Genomic DNA, 19,610 nt, shown 5'->3' with positions numbered 1-19,610 from the left:
CAGCAACTTACTTGGGACGGTACAGGGCGCAGAGCTTGTGACCATCCGGGTCGCGCACATAGGCCAGGTACATCGAGCCCATCTTGCCTTCGCGCAGACCCGGTGGGTCTTCGATGGAGATGCCGCCATGGGCCACCGCGGTGTCGTGGAACTGCTTCAGCTGCTCGGGTGAATTGCATTTGAAGCCCAGGGTGAAGCCGTTGGCCACGGTGGCGGCCTGGCCATCGATGGGCTCGCTGAGGCCGAAGGTGTTGCCGTCGTGCCGATAGAACAGCCGCACCTGACCGGTGGCGTTCACGTTGCGCGCGGGCTCGCCTGCGCCCAGAACGCCCAGCACGGCGTCGTAAAAACGTTTGGACCGCTCGATGTCGCTGGTGCCCAGCATCACGTGGTTGAACATGGGAGTCTCCTTTGGGTTTTCATGGGGGGTGAGGCATGCTAGCGCAAGGTGGCGCCCCAGCCGGCGCGGTCTGAGTCACCTGCGTGGCAGTGCGACAGCGCCTGGGCAGGATCCAAGCGGCCCTCAATCCAGCGCGGCCTGCACCAGGGTGCGGGTGTAGTCGCTTTGCGGCTGCTCCAGCACCTGGGCCACCGTGCCGGATTCGACCACCTGGCCATCTTTCATCACCAGCACCTCGTGCGCCATGGCGCGGATCACGGCGATGTCGTGGGTGATCAGCAGGAAACTCAGGCCGCGTTCGCGCTGAAGCTGCTGCAGCAACTGCAGCACCTGCTTCTGGATGCTGACATCGAGCGCGCTGGTAGGTTCGTCCAGCACCAACAGGCTCGGGCCCACGATCAGGGCCCGGGCAATGGCCAGGCGTTGACGCTGGCCGCCCGAGAATTCATGCGGGTAGCGGGCCAGCAGGCCCGGAAACTGCGCCTCGCCCAGCCCCACCTCGGCCAGGGCCTGGGCGACTCGGGCGCGCCGCTGGGCCCCACTCAGCCCGGGTTCGTGCACCAGCAGCCCCTCGCCCACGATCTCCTCCACCGTGAGCCGGGGCGACAAGGACGAAAACGGGTCTTGAAACACCACCTGCACCTGGCGCCGCAAGGCCCGGTGGGCCGGCGTGTTGCGGGTGCCCAGGCCTTGCCAGCCCTGCGCACCAAAGCGCAGCGTGCCCTGGCTGGGCAGCAAGCCCAACACCGCCTGTGCCAGGGTGGACTTGCCCGAACCCGACTCGCCCACCACCCCCAGGGTGCGCCCCTGGGGCAGGCTGAAACTGGCACCTTGCACCGCCACAAACTCGCCGCGCCCCCACCAGCCCCGCCAACCTGGCAAGGCCACGGGGTAGACCACGCGCAGGCCCTCAGCCTGCAGCACCGCGGCCGGAACAGGGTCGGCGGGATCGGCCTCGATCACGTCGCGCCGCGGCAGGCTGTCGAGCAACTTGCGGGTGTAGGCATGGCGGGGCCTGGCAAACACCTCAGCGACGGCGCCCTGCTCCACCAGCACGCCGTTTTCCATCACCGCCACGCGGTCGGCAAAACGGCGCACCATCTGCAGATCATGGGTGATCAACAGCACGGCCATGCCGGTGCGCCGTTGCAGATCGGACAGCAGATCCAGGATCTGTGCACGCAAGGTCACATCCAGGGCCGTGGTGGGCTCATCGGCCAGCAGCAGGCGCGGCTCGGTGGCCAAGGCCATGGCAATCATGGCGCGCTGGCGCTGGCCGCCCGACAACTGATGGGGGTAGCTGCGGGCGCGCCGTTCCGGCTCGGGAATGCCGGTGTCGGCCAGGGCTTTGACCGCCAGGGGCCAGGCCTGCTGGCGGTTCAGCCCCTTCTTGAGTTGCAGCACCTCCACAATCTGCTCGCCCACCGTGAACAGCGGGTTGAGGGCGGTCATGGGCTCTTGGAAGATCATGGCGATGTCGTCCCCCCGCAGGCCTTGCAACTCACGCTCAGGCAGGCTCAGCAGGTCGCGCATGGGGGCGCCGGTCGCGGTGTCGCGCAGCAGCACACAACCCCGACAGCGGGCATGCGCCGCCAGGCGCAGCAAGCTCAGCGCCGTGACCGACTTGCCCGAGCCCGATTCGCCCACCAGGGCCAGTTTTTCGCCCGCAGCCAAGTTGAAGCTGATGCCATGCACCACTTCCTTGTCGTCAAACGCGATGCGCAGATCCTGCACCTGCAACAGCGGTGCATCGGTGGTGGGGGTGTTCATGCCTGGGCCTCCGCCTGACGGGGGTCGAGAGCATCGCGCAGCGCATCGCCCATGAAAGTGAGCAGCAGCAGGGTGATCACCAGCACGCCAAACGTGGACAGCGAGATCCACCACGCATCGATGTTGCCTTTGCCCTGGCTCAGCAATTCACCCAGCGAGGGCGTGCCCGGTGGCACCCCCAGGCCCAGAAAATCAAGCGAGGTGAGCGCCAGGATGGCTGCGCTCATGCGAAAGGGCAAAAAGGTGACCACCGGGGTCAGGCTGTTGGGCAGGATGTGGCGCCAGATGATCTGGGTGTTGGACACCCCCAGGGCACGGGCAGCCTTCACGTAGTCGAGCTGCCGGTTGCGCAAAAACTCGGCGCGCACATAGTCGGACAGGCCCATCCAGCCGAACAGGCTGAGCAGCACCAGCAGCAGGGCCACACTGGGCGCAAACACCGCGCTGAAGATGATCAGCAGGTACAGCTCAGGCATGGAGCCCCAGATTTCGATGAAGCGCTGAAAGGCCAGGTCGGTGCGCCCACCGAAATACCCTTGCACGGCGCCCGTCAACACCCCCAGCAACACCCCCGACACGGTGAGTGCCAGGGCAAACAGCACGCTGACACGAAAGCCATAGATCAGTTGGGCCAGCAGGTCACGCCCCCGGTCGTCAGTGCCCAGCCAGTTGTCTCGGCTGGGGCCGGAGGGGTTGGGCTCTTTGGCGAAGTAATTCAGGGTTTTGGGGCCATAGGGGTTGGGCGCAAACACCGCCCAATTGCCGGGCTGCGCCAATTGCTGACGGATGAAAGGGTCGAGGTAGTCGGTGGGGGTTTCAAAATCACCGCCAAACACCTTTTCGGGGTAGTCGTTCCACATCGGGAAGTAGGTTTGGCCGGCATAGCGCACCAGCAGCGGGCGGTCATTCGACATCAGCTCGGCGCCCAGGCTCATCAACACCAGGGCCACGAACAACACCAGACTCCAGTAGCCCAGCCGGTTGCGCTTGAAGCGCAGCCAGGCACGGCGGGAGGGGCTGAGGCTGGCCGGCATGGGGGGCAAGGATTCAGGCAACGAAAGGGGGGCTTCAGTCGAATTTGACACGGGGGTCCACCCAAACATAAGACAGGTCGGAGATCAGCTTGGTCACCAGGCCGATCAGCGTGAACAGGTACAGCGTGCCCAGCACCACCGGGTAGTCGCGCCGGATCACACTCTCGTAGCTCAGCAGCCCCAGCCCGTCGAGTGAGAACAGGGTCTCGATCAACAGCGAGCCGGTGAAGAAGGCACCCACAAAGGCCGCCGGAAAACCGGTGATGATGGGGATCAGCGCATTGCGGAACACATGCTTCCACAGCACCTGACGTTCGCTCAGGCCCTTGGCACGGGCGGTGATCACGTACTGCTTGCGGATTTCTTCGAGAAAGGCGTTCTTGGTCAGCATGGCGGTGACGGCAAAGCTGCCCAGCACCATGGCCGTGACCGGCAGCGCGATGTGCCACAGGTAATCGGTGATGCGCGCCGGCCAGGCCAGGTCAGACCAGTTGCTGGAGGTCAGCCCACGCAGCGGGAACCACTGCAACTGCCCGCCAAAGATCACCAGCAGCGCCACCCCGAGCACAAAGCCCGGAATCGCATAGCCCACCAAAATCAGCAAGGTGGAGACCAGATCGAAGCGCGAGCCTGACCGCACCGCCTTCGCCACCCCCAGCGGCACGGCCACACCGTAGCTGATGAAAAAGGTCCACAGGCCCAGGCTGGCCGACACGGGCAACTTGTCGAGGATCAGCTGCCAAACGTCCTTGTTCTGAAAAAAGCTCTTGCCCAGGTCAAAGCGCGCAAACTGGCCCAGCATCTGCACGAAACGCTCGGCTGGCGGTTTGTCAAAGCCATACAAGGCCTTGATCTGCTCCAGCCGTTTCGGGTCCACACCCTGGCTTCCGCGGTAGCTGCCGCCGCCCTCGGCCCCGCGCTGGGCACCGGCCTTGGCTTCGGCCAGGTACTGCTCCACCGGCCCACCGGGCACGAACTGGATCACGGCGAAGGTCAGCAGCAGCACCCCGAACAAGGTGGGCACCATCAGCAGCAGGCGTTTGACGATGTAGGCAAGCATGGGTGGGCCGGTGGGTGACTGGGGTCAGGGCTTGAGGTCAGGGCGGGATCAGGGCTGTCGGGCCGGCGCGGGCCGGGCCCACCAGGTGTCGATCACCCACTCTTCGCCCGGGGCGTAGGGGGGCATGGTGGCGGGCCCCTGCAGGCGCCAGGCATCAAACACCAGCCGGTGGGTGACGGCGGTGTACTGCGGAATCAGGTAGTGGCCGTGCATGATGACCCGATCCAGCGCACGGCAGGCCGAATGCAACGCGGCCTCGGTCTTGGCCGCCGTCATGCGGGCGATGAGGGCATCCACTGCCGGGCTCTTGACGCCCGCCATGTTGCCCGAATCCTCGGTGTCGGCGGCCTTGCTGCCAAACAGGTCGGCGTACTCCTGGCCCGGCGTGTGGGTGCCGGGCACGGCCAGGGTGATCAGGTCGAAATCGAACTTCTGGATGCGCTGCAGGTACAGCGCAAAGTCGACCGAGCGGAAATTGAGCTTGATGCCCAGCTTCTCGAGATTGCGCCCCCACGAGGCAAAGGTGGCCATCTTGCCTTCGCTGCTGTCCAGGTACTCCAGCACCAGGGGCTCGCCCTGCGCATTGCGCAAGGCGCCATCGCGGTAGTGCCAACCGGCCTCGGCCAGCAGCGCCTGGGCCCGGCGCAGGTTGCCCCGCAGCGACTGATCGCCATCGGTGCGCGGCGGCTGGGCCATGGGGCCGAACACGGCCTCGGGCACCTGGCCACGCCAGGGCTCCAGCAGGGCCAGCTCATCGGGGCCGGGGCTGCCGGAAGCGGCGCAGGCCGTGTTGCCGAACAAACCCGTCACGCGCTGGTAGCTGCCATAGAACAGTTGCCGGTTCATCCATTCGAAATCGAGCGCCAGCCCCAGGGCCTGACGCACCCGGAGGTCGTCCAGCGGCTTGCGCCGGGTGTTGAGGAAAAAGCTCTGAAAACCCGAGGGCAACTGGTGCTTGAACTCACGCTTGACCAGCTCGCCGGAATCGAATCGCTTGCCATTGACGCGGCGCGCCCAGTCGCCCGCCGAATAGAAACGCATCAGGTCGAACTCGCCCGCCTTCAAGGCCTCCAGCTTGGCCGTGTTGTCCTTGTAGATCTTGACCGTGATGCGGTCAAAGTTGTCGCTGCCACGCTTGACGTTGAGATCGCGCGCCCAGTATTGGGGGTCGCGCACATAGGTGATGTCTTTGCCGAAGCGCACCGGCCCGACGCGGTAGGGGCCGCTGCCGATGGGCACCTCGGTCACCACCTCACTGAAGCGCTTGCCAGCCCCCCATTGGTGGCTGAACACGGGCAGACCACCCACGGTCAGGGGCAGCTCTCGGTTGGGCTTTTTGAAGCGGTAGCGCACGGTGCGCTCGTCCAGCACCTCCAGGCCCGCCACATCTTCGAGTGTGGTCTTGTAGGCAGGCGAGGTGTCCGGTCCCATCAGCATGTCGTAGCTGTACTTCACATCACGGGCCAGCACCGGGTCGCCGTTGTGAAAGCGGGCCTCGGGCCGCAGCCGGAAAGTGGCGCTCAGCCCATCGGGCGCCACCGTCACATCCTCGGCCAGCAAGCCATAGCCCGAGCCCACCTCGTCCATCGCACCGGTGAGCAAGGTGTCGAACATCAGCCCGCTGAGGTAGGCCGGGGCCGATCCCTTGAGCGTGAAGGGGTTGTACTTGTCGAAGGTCGAGGCGCGGCTGTTGCTGACCAGGCGCAATTCGCCGCCCTTGGGCGCCTGCGGGTTGACGTAGTCGAAATGCGCGAAACCCGCCGGGTACTTGGGCTGCCCCCACAGGGCGTAGGCCGGGGCCGCGGTGCCGAGCACGGGTCCGACCGCCAGCAGCGCCCCCAACAGGCAGGCATGGATATTTCGCAAAGACGTCATTGCGACTGAGTGTAGCGGCAGCCTGCAGGCTCCGGCCCGACAGCAGGCATCCGACCACCGCGCCCCGGCAGCACCGGGGTCACGGGCTCAGCCGCGCGGGCGGCGTCGGCCCCAGGCGAAGACCATCAGCAGCATCAGGGCCAGCGCGGCTAGAGCCGCTGGGTTCAGGGCCGGGACCGAATTGGCCAAGGCCGAGGGATCGGGCACCACGATGCCACCGCCATCGCTGATCGAGCCATTGGCCGTCAGGTCATCATCGCCGACTCCGCCGTCCACAATCGTCAGGGTGACGGTCCTGCCGCTGAACTGCACGCCGTTGAACTGATACCAGTGCGGCGACGTGTTGGACGCCGTCGGGCCGAACTTCCAGTACTGTGCGTTCGCTGGTGCAGCGGCCGGCAGGTCGAAGGTCAGGACCACAGTGGCCCCGGGGGCTCCGTTCATCACGACAAAATCAAACAGTCCGTACGGAAACGTGAGGCCAGGCGGCGGTGCCGCGCTGGGTGACTTCGGATGTCCAGTCAGAGGAATAAAACCGGCCGTCGCCCCGTTGCCACTGCCCGACGGTGCGAACACCCAGCCACCGCTCAAGGACACACTCCCGCCCCCAGGCAGGCCGCCCAGGCTGGTGCTGGTGCCCGCCGGCAGCGTGATGGTGAAGCTCTGATCCACCGGCGCAGCGGCAAGGTGACTCGCGTCACCCGCTTGACGCGCACTGAGGGTGCACAAGCCTGTGGCGGAAAGATGCACGCTGCTGCCATTGACCTGGCACAGACCCGGGGTGAGGCTGACGTAGCTCACCGCCAGGCCCGAACTCGCACTGGCACCCAGCGTGAAATCAGGCGTCCCCAGCACGCGGTCGGTCAGTGCTGCAAAGCTGATGCTCTGGCTGGCCTTGCCCACACCGATGACCAGGCTGGCGGTGGCCGGCAGATACTGGGCATCACCGGCCTTGCTGACGCCGACGGTGCAATCGCCGACGGCCTGGGCGCTCAGCGTGCTGCCGGACAGCGTGCAGAAGGCCTGGCCGGCGTCGAGTGTGAAACTGGCAGCACCGGTCCCCGATCCGCCTGCCGCACTGAGCGTCACCGAGCCGTTGAGCACCAGGGTGGCCGGTGCAAGTTGTACCGACAGGCTGGCCTGGGCGGCACGCCCAACCACCACGTCGACGGTGGCGGTTGTCGCCAGATATGGACCCGATGCCGCCTTGGTGGCCGTCACCGTGCAGGTGCCAACCCCGATGGCGCTCAAGGTCGTCTGGTTGACACTGCAATAGCTGTTGCCGGCCGTGATGGCGTAGCTGACGGCGCCATTGCCCGAACCACCGCTGCTGCTCAGGCTGGCCGTGGCCCCGTAAGCCAGCGACGCTGGCGTGGCACTGACGACCAGGCTGGCCTGGGCTGCCGCGGCCACCCCCACGTCCAGCGTCACGTCGGCCTGGTTGTAGGTGGCATCCCCGGCCTTGGTGGCGGTCACCGTGCAGGTTCCCACGCCGGTCGCGCTGAGCGTATTGCCACTGATCGAGCAAACACTGGCGCCGGCCGTGACGGCGTAGGAGACCGCACCGCTGCCGCTGCCCCCCGTGATGGCCAGGCTGGCCGTGCCCCCGTAGACCAGGCTGCTCGGCGTGGCCGTCAAGGTCAGGGCGGCCTGCGCCATCTTGCCCACCGTGATGTCCAGGGTGGCCTGGCGGGCCTGGTACTGCGCGTCCCCGGCCTTGGTGGCCGTCACCGTGCAGGTGCCCACGCCAGTGCCGGTCACGGTACTGCCACTGACCGAACAGTAACTGCTGCCGCTGCTGACCACGAAGCTCACGGCACCGCTGCCCGAGCCGCCGCTAGTGCTCAGCGTGGCCGTGCCCTGAAGCACAAGGCTGCTGGGGTTGATGCTCAGGCTCAACGCACTCTGGGGGCCTGCGCTGACCACCACATCGACGGCAGCGCTGGCGGCTTCGTAGCTCGCATCGGCGGCCTTGGTGGCGGTGACCGTGCAAGTGCCCACGCCGATGGCATTCAAGGTGCTGCCCGAGACCGAGCAGAAAGTGCCACCGCTTGTCACCGCATAAGTGACGGAGCCACTGCCGGCCCCCCCGCTGGTAGACAGCGTGCTGCTGCCGCCAAAGCCCAGCGCCGCGGGGCTGGCGCTGACACTCAGGGCACTCTGTGCGGCCTTCGAGACCACCACGTCAACCGTGGCGGAGGCCGGCAGATAGCTGGCATCACTGGCCTTGGTGGCAGTGACAGTGCAGGTCCCGACACCGATGGCCGTCAGTTCGGCCCCGTTGAGGCTGCAATAGGCGCCACCGGCGGTGATCGCATAGCTCACGGCGCCGCTGCCTGCCCCCCCACTGCTGGACAACGTGGCGCTGCCGCCATAACTGAGCGCCGCCGGGCTGGCACTCACGCTGAAGCCCGACTGCGACGCCTGGGTGACGCTGACGTCAACCGTCGACTGGGCAACCTTGTAATGGCTGTCGCCGGCCTTGGTGGCGGTCACGGTGCACGTGCCGACGGCGATCCCGGTCAGGGTGCTGCCCGCAAGTGAGCAGAAGCTGTCGCCACTGGTGATCGCGAAGCTCACGGCGCCCGTGCCCGTCCCCCCGCTGCTGCTCAGCGAGGCGCTTGAATTGAAGGCTATGCTTGCGGGCGAGGCACTGACTGAAAAACCACTCTGGTCGGCCGTGCCGATGCTCAGGTCCAGCGTGGCACTGGCCGCGTTGTAGTTGGAGTCGCCCGCCTTGGTGGCGGTCACGGTGCAGCCACCGACCTCGGTGGCCGTCAGGGTGCTGCCGCTGATCGAGCAATAAGTGGTGCCGGTGGTGACCACAAAGGTCACGGCCCCGCTGCCGGATCCCCCTGTGCTGCCCAACGTGCCAGTGCCGCCATAGGCCAGCGTGGACGGGGTCAGACTGGGCACCAGCGCGGCCTGCGCGCCCTTGAGGTTGCTCAGGCTGAAGCTGGTCGACAAGCCGCCAGCGGCCGCCTGCACGTTGTAGCTGCCCACCGTGCCATTGGCGGTCGCATTGACCGTGGCGTAGCCATTGCCATCGGTGCTGACGGCACTGGAGGGCGTGAGCCCGGCTGAGGCCCCGGTGGCCGGCACCGTGAAGGTGACCACCACGTTGCGCAACGGCTGGCTGCTGGCATCGAGCACCTGGACCTTCAGGGCCGTGGCAAAGGCACTCTGGATCGCCGTCGCCTGGTTGTCACCGCTCTTGATCAGACTGGCCGGCGGGCCGAAGGGATCGATGCGCAGCACCATGCCCGAGGCACCGCTGTAACTGGCCAGCGCCGAAAGGTCGCTGCTGGAGGCCGTGGCCGCACCGCCGGGCAGGCTGCTGCCGGAGGTCGTGCCCCCCAGGCGCAGCACCGGCCCGTCGATCGAGGTGGCCGCCACCAGCGAACGCGCCTCGTCGATGCCGGTGCCGCCCAGCAGGCCGGCGTACTTCCAGGCCGACGGTGCGCTGTAAAGCACCTTGCCCAACATCACGTCCTGGGCCCCCAGCGCGACCTGGCTCAGGCCTTTGTCATCGACAAAGTTGAAATTGCTGCCCGCGCTGCTGGGGCCCGTGAAGTAAAACGCGCTCCCGTCCGAGGCCACGGCCTGCACCGCGTCATAGCCGCTGGCCCCCACATAGGAGACACTGGTGATCGCCGTGCCACTGCCGTCCAGGCGCAGGACAAATCCATCCATGCCTCCGCGTGAGGACACCAATGGCCCAACGCTGCTGCTCGAACCGCCCGTGCGCTGCGGAAAGCCGCTCGAATCGGTTTCGCCCCCCACCACCACCCCGCCCTGCCCGTCCAGAGCCACGGCAAGGGCACGGTCGGCACCGGATTCGCCGGTCTGCGAAGGCTGGCCAGTCAGCAGCGAGAAGAAGACCGGCGCCCCGGTCGATGCCAGCCGGGCCACAAAGCCGTCGCTGCTGTCGAGGCTTCGACTGTTGGTGCTGCTTTGCAGGGCCGACAAGGTCGGCAGGCTGGCGCTCTGCGAGTTGGTCTGCCCGGCCACAAAGACCGTGCCATTCGACATAGCCACGATGGCATTGCCCATGTCGGTATCGCCGTCACCGCCGAGAAAACCGGCATACACCAGGCCGCTGCCGTCCGCCGCCACGGCGGCGACGAAGGCGTCATAGCCCTGGGCACCGCTGGCGCCACCATATTGACTCAGCACCGGGCCCAGCAGGCTGGGAAAGGCCGTTCCAGCGGTGACACAGCCTGCACCGGGCGTGGCCGTGCACTGGCTGTATCCCGTCACATAGGCGCGGTAACTGGCATCGACGGCAATCCCGTTGGCCTGATCGTTTTCGCTGCCACCGATGAAACCGCTGTAATCGATGCTGCTGGCACCAGCCGGCAACCGCATCACGAAGGCATCACGCCCACCGGCCAGGGCGCGGCGGAAACGATTGTTCGAATCGCTGCCCTGGATCGGGAAATTGCTCGAATCGGTGCCCCCGGTCAGGTAGATGCGTTTGGCATCGTCCACCGCCAGACCCGTGCAGACCTCATCGCCCGAGCCACCAAAGTAAGTCACCGATTGGGCCGTGCCGGCATTGTCGAACTTGACCAGAAATGCGTCGTCATTGCCGCCGTACGTATTGGTGGCCTTGGGCAGTCCGCCCGAACGCGTGACACCGCAGGCATAGGTGTTGCCATCCGTGTCCATCGTGACCGCATGCACCTGGTCTTGCGCGCTGCCGCCGATCAGGCCCGAATAGCCGACCCAGGCCGGGTCGATCACCAGCGGCAAGGCACTGTCATAGGCCCCGAGCACAAAACTCACGCGCCAGCGCCCATCGCCCAGATCCTCCAGCCGGTAGCGCGTGGCCACAGTGCGCTGCTGCCCACCCGATGACTGGTACGACACCGGCGCGGCATCGACCAGGCTTTGCCCTCCCTGGCGCCACCACAGGCTGCCGTCAGCACGCAACTCGGCCGCGTCCACGCCCTCCACCAACATGCGGACGCTGGCCGGATCCGCACCACTGGCCAGCTCAAAGCGGTATTTGAAGCCGGCCCGGTCGCCAGCAAAAATCGCGTCCACACCCGGCCAGACCTGCCGGTAAGCCACCGAGTCGTAGCTGCGCAAACCCGTCTGCCATTCGCTGCGTGGCCCGACCAGCCAGTGGTAGAGCGTGGGTGACATCCCGCTGCCCTCAGGGGCCACACCTGCTCCGGCTTCAAAACGGTAGCTGAGGCCGGTGCTGGCGCCGCGCAGGCCGGCCGCGGTGGCCGACTTGCCGGTCTCGCCCGGAAGCTGCAGCGATACCCCTGCCGCACCAAAATCGAGCCGACGCCCAGGCGCCACCGCCACAAAGCCCTGCCCCGATCCGGCGTCAATGAAACGCCCCTCGCGCGCGGCGCTCACGCTGCGCTGGACCAGCGGAGCCTCGGCCGCAGCATGCGCCCCGGCTTGCGAAAAAAGCACGATGGCCGCCGATGCCGCGGTAACGAGAATTTTCATGGTGACAGGTTTTCGCTGGGTGGACTCAGGGGCGCTGGGGGAAAACGCCTTGGAGCGCGATGATGAAATTCATCGTCAGATAGGGCGGCATGTTGTTGTGTGGACTGTTGCCACCAACCGGCGACAGGGCAGACGCAGCCATCGTGGCATCGGGCGCGGCGTTCACATAGGGCAGGTTCGAGGCGCTGCCCAATGCCGCACCGGTCGGCTTGTCGGTGACGCTGCCAGCGGCGCTTTGCACCGTGTGGCGATGGACGGGCATCTGGGAATCCAACAAGGTCACAGACTCCGAGCCACCGGCCTCGCCGAGATCGTGCTGAGACAGGCCCGGGCCCTGCCCCGGGTGCATCGGCATGCGGGCTTGCAGATCGGGCAGCGCGAAGTTGCTCATCCCGTTGCCACCATAGGCGGTGCCCAGCAGAGAGAAAAGCGCGGTGTTCTGAGACAGTGGCAGGATCTGCCCGTTGCAAAAGGCCCAGCCTGTTGGGGCGAAATTGAACCCGACGATGCGGATCTCAGCCACGAATGGGTTGGACATGGGGTGAGTGCCTCAGTTTTGGGAAGGAAAAATACCTTGCAGCGCGATCACCGCCGCCAGCACCAGATACGGTGCCATGTTGTTGTGGGGTTGGCTGCCGCCCACGTTGGCAAGCGTGGCCGAATTGAGCACGGTGTCCCCGCTGTCTGCATAGCGGCCGCGGGCGGCCGCCAGGGCATTGCCCACCGGCGAGGCCTGACGACCTGTCGAGGTGGAGGCCATCAACGCATGCGTGTGCGTGGGCATCTCGCCCGAGGTGACGGTATGCAACATCTCACCACCACGCTGCCCCAGGGTGTAGCCGTTGCCCATGTGTACGGGACTGCGCCCCTGGAGATCGGGCAGGCCAAAGTTCACTCGTCCATCGCCGCCATAAGTCGTTCCCAGCAATGAAAAAGCGGCCTGGTTCTGGTTGATCGGCAACAACTGGCCATTGCACAAGGCCCAGCCTTTGGGAGGAAAGTTGAAGGCAACCAGCTTGACTTCGCACATGAACGGATCGGACATTGCAAGACCCCGAGAAAACGACTGATCAGATCTGACTGGGAAAGATCCCAAACAGGGAGATGATGAAATTGATGCACAAATAGGGCGGCAGGTTGTCGTGCGGTTGACCGCCACCATCTGCACCAACGCTGTCCACACGCAGGGCAGATCCTGAGGGGGTGCCGTTGTTGAATGCCTGAAGGTCGCGGTCGCGCGCCAAAACGGCATTGGCCGGCGAAGCCGAATAGCCCGGAGTTCCAGACACTGCCACCGGATGGCTGTGAGAAGGGATCTGCTGAATGCTCAGCGTCTCGGTCTCGGTGCCGGCCACTTGCCCAATGACGAAACTCTGGCCTTGGAGTGTTCCTTGGTGGATGGGTACCCGCCCGCGCAGATCGGGCAGTCCAAATGTCTGCTGGCCGTCACCGCCGTAAGTGGTGCCGATCAGATTGAACAAGGTCTCGTTCTCGGAAATTGGAACGATGGCCCCGTCACAAAAAGCCCAACCCACAGGGGCAAAACTGCCAGCGAACATGCGTATCTCACCGACATATGGATTGCTCATGGGCAACAGCCTCCCGTTTGAATTGACATTTTGTGACGCGCCAGATGCAGAAAGCCAGCGCGTGGAGCTTAGACTCCAGAAACAAAATATTTACACAAAACACAATATAACGTCCAGATGGTTACATTCGGACGCAATTGCCTGTTGAGATGCCCATGAACACCTCGTCTTCCCCCAGCTCCCGCCGTACGTTTCTGCAAACTGCGACCGGTGCGCCGGTGATGGCGCTGGCCTCGGGCGGCCTGGCAGCAGCCCCAGTCTGGCCCCGCAGCAACGGCACCCTGCGACGCAGCGACTTCGAGTCCTGCAGGGGCAAGGTGTTTGTCTTCGAGTCAGAGTCCGGTGGCCCCGGCGTGCAGGCCCGCCTTGAGAAGGTGGAGGCCCTGCCGGGTACCCACCACGCGGATCTGAGTTTCAGCCTGCTGTTTGCACCCCAGGCCGGCGCCACCCTGTCACAGGGCACCTGGCGATTCAGTACCGCCGCAGGCCCGACCGGCCTGATGTTCGTGAGCCCCAACGATGCTCAAGGGCGGGTGGTTGAAGCGGTCTTCAACCGGGGTTGAGCGCGGCGCGGGCGGCCGGGCGGCTCATTCGGGTGTACACACCCTGCTCATCGACGGTGACAAAGCCTCGCCGCTCGTACAGACGACGGGCCGGGTTTTGCTGCTCGACATACAAGCCGCAGCCCATCCCGGCCTGATCGGCTTGATCCAGCCACCAATCCAGGATCCGCGTGCCCAGGCCCTGGCCACGCCATTCGGGCAACAGGGCGATGTCCATCAGACCCCAGCGAGCAGGGGCCAGGTCCAGGTACAGCCTGCCCACATCCCGCCCCTGCCAGACAATCACACCCCAATGGCCTTCAGGGTAATGCGCACGGTAGTGGCGCCGCTGCAAATCGAATTGGGAGTGGCAGAACGCCTCGCGCATGGCCTCGGGCCAGGACGTCAGGGCAAGCTCAGGCTCTCTCACGGAGCGGTACAGTTGCCGCAGGAAGGCCTCATCAGTGTCCTGTTCGGGGCGCCAGGCCCAGCCACCGTCGCGCCCATCGGGCCAGCGCTCAATCCAGCTCATGCGTCGACATCGTGGCTGATGCAGGCCTCGTATTGGACACCCAGAGGCGTCCGGCCGATGGCGGTCAGCAGCAAGGCGTGGTCGCCCAACTGCGGGTGCTGCAGAACATAGGTGCGCTGCGGCAGAGGCACCTCGTGGCGACGCAGAAAGAAAACGCTGAATTGCTTCAGCCGGCCCTGTGTGGAGGCGGCGCGTATTTCGGTCACTTCAAGCTCAGACTCGGGCCCAGGCTCGAAAGCCGGACGGGCACGCAGCACCGAGCCCAACATCTGTCGCGCCACCGATTCGGTGAGCACGCGTGAAAAAACGGCATCGTCCAGCATGAGAGGCATCGATAAGACGCAGAGGTTGGGTCGCGGGCCAGTATAGCTTTTGTATCCGGACGCATCGTCTATGATGACGCCCCTCGACGCGATGGCGGGCCACAGGTCCGCACAACCAGGCCTTTGGGGCCCTGACCAGGAGAACAAGAATGGGATTTCTCACCGGCAAGAAACTGCTGATCACCGGCGTTCTGTCCAACCGCTCGATTGCCTACGGCATTGCCAAGGCCTGCCATGCACAGGGCGCCGAGCTGGCGTTCAGCTATGTGGGCGAGCGCTTCAAGGACCGCATCACCGAATTTGCCGCCGATTTCGGCTCAAACCTGGTGTTTGACTGCGATGTGGCCGACGACGCCCAGATCGAGAAGCTGTTTGCCGACCTGTCCACCCACTGGCCGAAGTTTGACGGTTTTGTGCACGCCATCGGCTTCGCCCCGCGCGAGGCGATTGCGGGCGACTTTCTCGATGGTCTGAGCCGCGAAGCCTTCCGCATCGCGCACGACATCAGCGCCTACAGCTTCCCGGCCATGGCCAAGGCGGCCCTGCCCTACCTGAACGACAAGTCGTCGGTGCTGACCCTGAGCTACCTGGGTGCCCTGCGCACGGTGCCCAACTACAACACCATGGGCCTGGCCAAGGCCAGTCTTGAAGCGTCGGTGCGCTACCTGGCCGAGTCGCTGGGCAGCCTGAACCGGGGCCTGCGTGCCAACGGCATCTCGGCCGGACCGATCAAGACCCTGGCCGCCAGCGGCATCAAGGGCTTTGGCAAGATCCTGTCGGTGGTGGCCGAAAACTCGCCGATCCGCCGCAACGTCACCATCGACGACGTGGGCAACGTGGCCGCCTTCTTGCTGAGTGATCTGGCTGCCGGCGTGAGCGCCGAAATCACCTATGTGGACGGTGGTTTCAGCCAGGTGGTCGGCGGCATTGCCGAACCCGCCGTGGCCGGCTGAGCACCACAATCTCAGGCGGCCCCAGCGCCGCCCTGCCGCGCCCGGGCAGAAGCCCACCGCGCCCGTGCCTGACGGCACCGGTGCGGTGCCGATCGACCTTGATCCCTTCGCACCGGACGCTGCCATGCCCTCTGCCACTCCCATCTCGCGCCCCCAAGGCGCCTCCACGGCTTCGCGCCATCCAGCACGGCGCCAAACTTTGCTGGCGCTCGCAGCCCTGGGTTCGATGGCGCCACATGCCCGGGCCCTGAGCCCTCAACCCGCCCCCGGGCCCCTCATGAAGGCGGGCCGCTACCAGGCTGGCCAGCCGGTGGACGGTTTTCTGGTCAGCGAAAAACTCGACGGTGTGAGGGCGCGCTGGGACGGCCAACAACTCTGGACCCGCAGCGGCCACCGGATCACGCCACCGGCCGACTTCACCGCAGGCTGGCCCGCACTGCCTCTGGATGGCGAGCTGTGGGCCGGCCGGGGCCAGTTTCTGCGCGCCGTGGCCGCGGTACGTGAGGGTGCCGGCAGCGAAGCCTGGACCGGCCTGCGCCTGATGGTGTTTGACACCCCCGACCCGGTGCGGCCCTTTGGCGGCCCGGAGGGTCGCCTGGCCTTGCTGCAGGCGGCGCTGAGCGCATCGCACGCACCGGCCCCCACGGGCCTGCAGGCCCTGCCCCAGCACCCCGTGACATCGACGGCCGACCTGCAATCCTGGCTGGACGAGGTGGTGACCGCCGGTGGCGAGGGGCTGATGCTGCACCGCGCCAGCAACCTCTACCGATCAGGGCGCTCCAACGACCTGCTGAAGTTCAAGCCCTTTCTGGACGCCGAGGCCCGCGTGGTGCAGATCCTGCCCGGCAAGGGCCAGTGGCAGGGCCTGGCCGGGGCCTTGCTGGTGCAGACCACCGACGGGCATCGCCTGCGGTTGGGCAGCGGCCTGTCCGAGGCCCTTCGCCGCGCGCCACCGCCCGTGGGCAGCTGGGTCAGCTTCCGCTACCAAGGCCTGCACCCCGGCGGCATGCCACGCTTTGCCAGCTTTTTGCGAGTGATCCCCGACATCGACCTTTGACGCGCGGGGCTCCGGCTCGCAAAAAGGCCCCGCCTCCTGTTTGGAGGACGGGGCCTTTGTTCATGTGCCGCAGGCCTGCGGCTCAGCGGACCGGTCTCAAGCGCCTTGTTTGACGCAATCGGCAAAGTAACGCATGTGACCGTCTGCGTCTTCTTCCTCGACCAGGCCGTGGATGTCGGTCTCGAAGCCCGGGCACTGAGCGTTGAACTCGCGCGAGAACTTGAGGTAGTCGACGATCTTCTTGTTGAACACTTCGCCCGGGATCAACAAGGGGATGCCCGGCGGGTAAGGTGTGACCAGGCTGGTGGTGATGCGGCCTTCGAGGTGGTCGATCTCCACGCGCTCGGTCTTGCGCTGGGCGATGTAGGCATAGGCGTCCGACGGCTTCATGGCCGGGGTCAGGTCGCTGAGGTACATCTCGGTGGTCAGGCGCGCGATGTCGTACTTGGCGTACAGCTCGTGCACGTGCTGGCACAGGTCACGCAGACCCATGCGCTCGTAGCGGCGGTTCTTTTGGCAGAACTCGGGCAGGATGCGCCACATCGGCTGGTTCTTCTCGTAGTCGTCCTTGAACTGCTGCAGCGCGGTCAGCAGCGAATTCCAGCGGCCCTTGGTGATGCCGATGGTGAACATGATGAAGAAGCTGTACAGGCCCGTCTTCTCGACGATCACCCCGTGCTCGGCCAGGAACTTGGTGACGATGCTGGCCGGGATGCCGGTCTTGGCGAACTTGCCGTTCAGATCCAGGCCGGGGGTGACGATGGTCGACTTGATGGGGTCGAGCATGTTGAAGCCGTCGGCCAGCTTGCCGAAGCCGTGCCACTTGGTGGACTTGGCGTCGGCCTTGATGATCCAGTCGGTGGCGCGGCCGATGCCGTCGTCCACCAGCTTGTCGGGGCCCCAGACCTTGAACCACCAGTCCTTGCCGTACTCATCGTCCACCTTGCGCATGGCGCGGCGGAAATCGAGTGCCTCGGCAATGCTTTCTTCCACCAGCGCGGTGCCGCCGGGCGGCTCCATCATGGCGGCGGCCACATCGCAGCTGGCGATGATGCTGTACTGAGGGCTGGTGCTGGTGTGCATCAGGTAGGCCTCGTTGAACAGGTGGCGGTCCAGCTTGGTGTTCTGCGAATCCTGCACCAGCACATGGCTGGCCTGGCTGATGCCGGCCAGCAGCTTGTGGATGGACTGGGTGGCGTACACCACGCTCTCCTTCGGGCGCGCGCGCTTCTTGCCCATGGCGTGGTAGGGGCCGTAGAAGGGATGGAAGGCCGCGTGCGGCAGCCAGGCCTCGTCAAAGTGCAGGTTCTCGACATAGCCGTCGAGCATGCCCTTGATGGTCTCGGTGTTGTACAGCACGCCGTCGTAGGTCGACTGGGTGATGGTCAGGATGCGCGGCTTGACCTTTTTGGCATCCACCCCCTTGAGCAAGGGGTTGGCCTTGATCTTGGCCTGGATGGACTCGTGGGTGAACTCGCTTTGCGGGATCGGGCCAATGATGCCGAAGTGGTTGCGCGTCGGCTTCAGGAACACGGGGATGGCCCCGGTCATGATGATCGAGTGCAGGATGGATTTGTGGCAGTTGCGGTCCACCACCACCACGTCGCCGGGCGCCACGGTGTGGTGCCACACCATCTTGTTGCTGGTGCTGGTGCCGTTGGTGACAAAGAAGCAGTGGTCGGCATTGAAGATGCGGGCCGCATTGCGCTCGCTCTCGCCGATGGCGCCGTTGTGGTCCAGCAACTGGCCCAATTCTTCCACCGCATTGCACACGTCGGCGCGCAGCATGTTCTCGCCAAAGAACTGGTGGAACATCTGGCCCACCGGGCTTTTCAGGAAGGCCACGCCACCCGAATGCCCCGGGCAGTGCCAGGAGTAGGAGCCATCTTCGGCATAGTCGAGCAGGGCCTTGAAAAACGGCGGCTGCACACCTTCCAGGTAGCTCTTGGCCTCGCGGATGATGTGGCGCGCCACGAATTCGGGGGTGTCCTCGAACATGTGGATGAAGCCATGCAACTCACGCAGGATGTCGTTGGGCAGGTGGCGTGAGGTCTTGGTTTCACCATAGATGTAGATCGGCACATCCAGGTTCTTGCGCCGCACCTCATCGATGAAGCTGCGCAAATTGACCACGGCCGGGTCCAGGTCGGGGCCCGGCGTGAACTCTTCATCGTCGATCGACAGGATGAACGCGCTGGCCCGGCTTTGCTGCTGGGCGAACTGGCTCAGGTCCCCATAGCTGGTCACCCCCAGCACCTCGAACCCTTCAGACTCGATCGCCTGTGCCAGCGCACGGATGCCCAGGCCCGAGGTGTTTTCAGAGCGGAAGTCCTCATCGATGATGACAATGGGGAAGCGAAATTTCATGCAGACCTCCGGAAGCGGGAGTGGGGCTAAAAAGGGCGTGGATCACGGAAACAGGCGCGAAGTGTAAGGAATATTGGGGGCGCCCTTTTGACACCCCCTGTTTTTCACCCAGAATGTGGTGTCAGCAAGACATCATCATGGCTGGCCTGGGAGAAGAAATCATGACCCCGATCACCCTGTGGTGGATTCTGGCCGGAGCGGCCGTCGTTGCCGAGCTGTTGACGGGCACGCTCTACCTGCTGCTGCTGGCCGCCGGACTGGCCACCGGCGCCTTGGCCGCCTGGCTGGGTGCCGGCACCACCAGCCAGTTGCTGCTGGCTTCGGCCGTGGCGGGCGCGTTGATGCTCGCCTGGCACCTGTGGCGCCGCCAGCACCCCAAGGACCGCCCCGCCAGCCAGAACCCCGACGTGAACCTGGACCTGGGCCAGACCGTGCAGGTGGCGCACTGGCAGGCCGACGGCAGCGCCACCACCCAATACCGCGGCGCACAATGGGCCGTGCAATTGCAGGCTGGCCAAAGCGCCCGCCCCGGGCCGCAGCGCATCGTCGAAGTGCTGGGCAGCCGACTGATCGTTGCCCCCATCTGAAACGCTCCCTCCCGTTCCACTTCAGCCCTCCTCCACCAGCCCAGGGAACCCC

Annotated in this window: 16 protein-coding genes; 4 read left to right on the top strand and 12 right to left on the bottom strand. The window is 65.5% G+C overall.

The annotated features are described in order from the left end of the window. Window positions 1-7 precede the first annotated feature (7 nt). The 9 genes from AC07VS_RS23765 to AC07VS_RS23725 form a co-directional block, all read right to left on the bottom strand. Window positions 8-400 carry a VOC family protein gene (locus AC07VS_RS23765; RefSeq protein WP_492345441.1) on the bottom strand — a complete coding sequence of 131 codons (393 nt, stop codon included), beginning with the start codon at window positions 398-400 and terminating at the stop codon, window positions 8-10. A gap of 123 nt (window positions 401-523) precedes the next feature. Beyond that, window positions 524-2,170, bottom strand: a complete 1,647-nt coding sequence (locus AC07VS_RS23760) for an ABC transporter ATP-binding protein (protein WP_494752199.1) — start codon at window positions 2,168-2,170, stop codon at window positions 524-526. After that, a complete protein-coding gene (locus AC07VS_RS23755) occupies window positions 2,167-3,204 on the bottom strand; it encodes an ABC transporter permease (RefSeq protein WP_494752198.1) in 1,038 nt (345 codons plus the stop codon). Before AC07VS_RS23755 ends, AC07VS_RS23760 begins: the two co-directional genes overlap by 4 nt. A gap of 34 nt (window positions 3,205-3,238) precedes the next feature. Next, window positions 3,239-4,264 (bottom strand): microcin C ABC transporter permease YejB, encoded by a 1,026-nt coding sequence (locus AC07VS_RS23750; protein ID WP_494752197.1) that lies wholly within the window; start codon window positions 4,262-4,264, stop codon window positions 3,239-3,241. A gap of 48 nt (window positions 4,265-4,312) precedes the next feature. Continuing rightward, window positions 4,313-6,139, bottom strand: a complete 1,827-nt coding sequence (locus tag AC07VS_RS23745) for an extracellular solute-binding protein (protein WP_494752196.1) — start codon at window positions 6,137-6,139, stop codon at window positions 4,313-4,315. Window positions 6,140-6,226: 87 nt separating this feature from the next. Further along, window positions 6,227-11,608, bottom strand: coding sequence for a beta strand repeat-containing protein (locus AC07VS_RS23740; protein WP_494752195.1), 5,382 nt, complete (start codon window positions 11,606-11,608; stop codon window positions 6,227-6,229). 25 nt (window positions 11,609-11,633) lie between these two features. Further along, window positions 11,634-12,146, bottom strand: a complete 513-nt coding sequence (locus tag AC07VS_RS23735; protein ID WP_494752194.1) for a phage tail protein — start codon at window positions 12,144-12,146, stop codon at window positions 11,634-11,636. 12 nt (window positions 12,147-12,158) lie between these two features. Continuing rightward, window positions 12,159-12,653 carry a phage tail protein gene (locus tag AC07VS_RS23730; RefSeq protein ID WP_494656062.1) on the bottom strand — a complete coding sequence of 165 codons (495 nt, stop codon included), beginning with the start codon at window positions 12,651-12,653 and terminating at the stop codon, window positions 12,159-12,161. Between the two features lie 25 nt (window positions 12,654-12,678). Continuing rightward, the gene (locus AC07VS_RS23725; protein WP_494656061.1) at window positions 12,679-13,197 is read right to left on the bottom strand and encodes a phage tail protein; all 519 of its coding nucleotides are present in this window, start codon (window positions 13,195-13,197) and stop codon (window positions 12,679-12,681) included. Between the two features lie 155 nt (window positions 13,198-13,352). Between AC07VS_RS23725 and AC07VS_RS23720 the strand changes: the two genes are divergently transcribed. After that, a complete protein-coding gene (locus tag AC07VS_RS23720; protein ID WP_494656060.1) occupies window positions 13,353-13,760 on the top strand; it encodes a DUF6916 family protein in 408 nt (135 codons plus the stop codon). Here AC07VS_RS23720 and AC07VS_RS23715 read toward each other — a convergent pair. Continuing rightward, the gene (locus AC07VS_RS23715) at window positions 13,747-14,271 is read right to left on the bottom strand and encodes a GNAT family N-acetyltransferase (protein ID WP_494656059.1); all 525 of its coding nucleotides are present in this window, start codon (window positions 14,269-14,271) and stop codon (window positions 13,747-13,749) included. The genes AC07VS_RS23720 and AC07VS_RS23715 overlap by 14 nt on opposite strands. After that, complete coding sequence (locus AC07VS_RS23710) at window positions 14,268-14,594, bottom strand: DUF6916 family protein (RefSeq protein WP_494656058.1); 327 nt, start codon at window positions 14,592-14,594, stop codon at window positions 14,268-14,270. The genes AC07VS_RS23715 and AC07VS_RS23710 overlap by 4 nt, the downstream gene beginning before the upstream one ends. Before the next feature lie 149 nt (window positions 14,595-14,743). Between AC07VS_RS23710 and fabI the strand changes: the two genes are divergently transcribed. Further along, window positions 14,744-15,547 carry an enoyl-ACP reductase FabI gene (fabI, locus tag AC07VS_RS23705; protein ID WP_494752193.1) on the top strand — a complete coding sequence of 268 codons (804 nt, stop codon included), beginning with the start codon at window positions 14,744-14,746 and terminating at the stop codon, window positions 15,545-15,547. A gap of 124 nt (window positions 15,548-15,671) precedes the next feature. After that, window positions 15,672-16,604: a DNA ligase gene (locus AC07VS_RS23700; RefSeq protein WP_494752192.1), complete on the top strand. Its 933-nt coding sequence runs from the start codon at window positions 15,672-15,674 to the stop codon at window positions 16,602-16,604. 96 nt (window positions 16,605-16,700) lie between these two features. On the opposite strand, the gene AC07VS_RS23695 is transcribed toward AC07VS_RS23700, so the two are convergent. Beyond that, on the bottom strand, window positions 16,701-18,971 hold the full coding sequence (locus AC07VS_RS23695) for an Orn/Lys/Arg family decarboxylase (protein ID WP_492345434.1): 2,271 nt from the start codon (window positions 18,969-18,971) through the stop codon (window positions 16,701-16,703). A 161-nt stretch (window positions 18,972-19,132) separates the two neighbouring features. On the opposite strand from AC07VS_RS23695, the gene AC07VS_RS23690 reads away from it, so the two are divergent. Further along, window positions 19,133-19,558, top strand: a complete 426-nt coding sequence (locus AC07VS_RS23690) for an NfeD family protein (RefSeq protein ID WP_494656056.1) — start codon at window positions 19,133-19,135, stop codon at window positions 19,556-19,558. The last annotated feature ends 52 nt before the right edge of the window (window positions 19,559-19,610 follow it).

The sequence above is a fragment of the Curvibacter sp. GW821-FHT01G03 genome (assembly GCF_059422285.1).
The sequence above is the reverse complement of the archived record's forward strand: the minus strand, read 5'-3'. Positions and strand labels throughout refer to the sequence as shown.

Excerpts from the sequence above, each read along its gene's own strand:
- fabI (WP_494752193.1), top strand. The coding sequence starts at position 14,744 with ATGGGATTTCTCACCGGCAAGAAACTGCTGATCACCGGCGTTCTGTCC.
- AC07VS_RS23720 (WP_494656060.1), top strand. The coding sequence starts at position 13,353 with ATGAACACCTCGTCTTCCCCCAGCTCCCGCCGTACGTTTCTGCAAACT.
- AC07VS_RS23745 (WP_494752196.1), bottom strand. The coding sequence starts at position 6,139 with ATGACGTCTTTGCGAAATATCCATGCCTGCCTGTTGGGGGCGCTGCTG.
- AC07VS_RS23715 (WP_494656059.1), bottom strand. The coding sequence starts at position 14,271 with ATGAGCTGGATTGAGCGCTGGCCCGATGGGCGCGACGGTGGCTGGGCC.
- AC07VS_RS23760 (WP_494752199.1), bottom strand. The coding sequence starts at position 2,170 with ATGAACACCCCCACCACCGATGCACCGCTGTTGCAGGTGCAGGATCTG.
- AC07VS_RS23740 (WP_494752195.1), bottom strand. The coding sequence starts at position 11,608 with ATGAAAATTCTCGTTACCGCGGCATCGGCGGCCATCGTGCTTTTTTCG.
- AC07VS_RS23710 (WP_494656058.1), bottom strand. The coding sequence starts at position 14,594 with ATGCTGGACGATGCCGTTTTTTCACGCGTGCTCACCGAATCGGTGGCG.
- AC07VS_RS23735 (WP_494752194.1), bottom strand. The coding sequence starts at position 12,146 with ATGTCCAACCCATTCGTGGCTGAGATCCGCATCGTCGGGTTCAATTTC.
- AC07VS_RS23765 (WP_492345441.1), bottom strand. The coding sequence starts at position 400 with ATGTTCAACCACGTGATGCTGGGCACCAGCGACATCGAGCGGTCCAAA.
- AC07VS_RS23750 (WP_494752197.1), bottom strand. The coding sequence starts at position 4,264 with ATGCTTGCCTACATCGTCAAACGCCTGCTGCTGATGGTGCCCACCTTG.
- AC07VS_RS23730 (WP_494656062.1), bottom strand. The coding sequence starts at position 12,653 with ATGTCCGATCCGTTCATGTGCGAAGTCAAGCTGGTTGCCTTCAACTTT.
- AC07VS_RS23755 (WP_494752198.1), bottom strand. The coding sequence starts at position 3,204 with ATGCCGGCCAGCCTCAGCCCCTCCCGCCGTGCCTGGCTGCGCTTCAAG.
- AC07VS_RS23695 (WP_492345434.1), bottom strand. The coding sequence starts at position 18,971 with ATGAAATTTCGCTTCCCCATTGTCATCATCGATGAGGACTTCCGCTCT.
- AC07VS_RS23700 (WP_494752192.1), top strand. The coding sequence starts at position 15,672 with ATGCCCTCTGCCACTCCCATCTCGCGCCCCCAAGGCGCCTCCACGGCT.
- AC07VS_RS23725 (WP_494656061.1), bottom strand. The coding sequence starts at position 13,197 with ATGAGCAATCCATATGTCGGTGAGATACGCATGTTCGCTGGCAGTTTT.
- AC07VS_RS23690 (WP_494656056.1), top strand. The coding sequence starts at position 19,133 with ATGACCCCGATCACCCTGTGGTGGATTCTGGCCGGAGCGGCCGTCGTT.